At 47.5% G+C, this 672-nt stretch carries 1 protein-coding gene; it reads left to right on the forward strand.

Annotation, left to right across the window (positions count from 1 at the left end; all coding sequences use genetic code 11):
- On the forward strand, positions 1–628 hold a 628-nt coding region (gene glpG / locus R7P74_RS26825; protein WP_318123702.1), incomplete at its 5' end, for a rhomboid family intramembrane serine protease GlpG.
- Positions 629–672: the final 44 nt, after the last annotated feature.

Consider the following 672-nt stretch of genomic DNA (forward strand, 5'->3'; position numbering starts at 1 on the left):
CGTTGCCGATACTCGTAAGAGCCAATTTCATTACGCTAGCCCAAGCATCATGGGAATGATCAAAGCCAAAGCCGGTCCAGTGACCTTATTGATCATGACCGTATGCGCCGTGATTTATGGTTTGCAGATGTTAGGCTTTGGAAATGGGGTATTTGCTCTGTTGCACTTTCCCGCGTTTGAAGGCCAGCAATGGCAATTATGGCGTTGGGTGAGTCATGCATTGCTGCATTTCTCGGTAACACACATCATCTTTAACTTGTTGTGGTGGTGGCAACTTGGTGGCGATATTGAACGTCGCCTTGGTTCTGGTAAGTTACTGCAAATCTTTGTGGTGTCTGCGGCACTCTCTGGTGCTGGTCAGTTCTATGTTGAAGGTGCAAACTTCGGCGGGTTATCTGGTGTTGTGTACGCGCTACTCGGCTATTTGTGGGTTTTGGGTTACCGTTTACCTCATTTAGGTTTAACGCTGCCGAAATCCATCATTGGTTTTATGTTGGCGTGGTTGGTACTTGGTTTTGTGCAACCGTTTATGGCCATTGCCAATACGGCTCACTTAGCTGGCTTGTTAGCCGGGATGGCGATTGCGCTGTTCGACTCGGGCAAGCAGAAATACCAACAACAAGCGTGATAGCAAAAACAAAAAAAGACCGCTCGAAAGCGGTCTTTTTGTAT

The sequence above is a fragment of the Vibrio sp. 2033 genome (assembly GCF_033339735.1).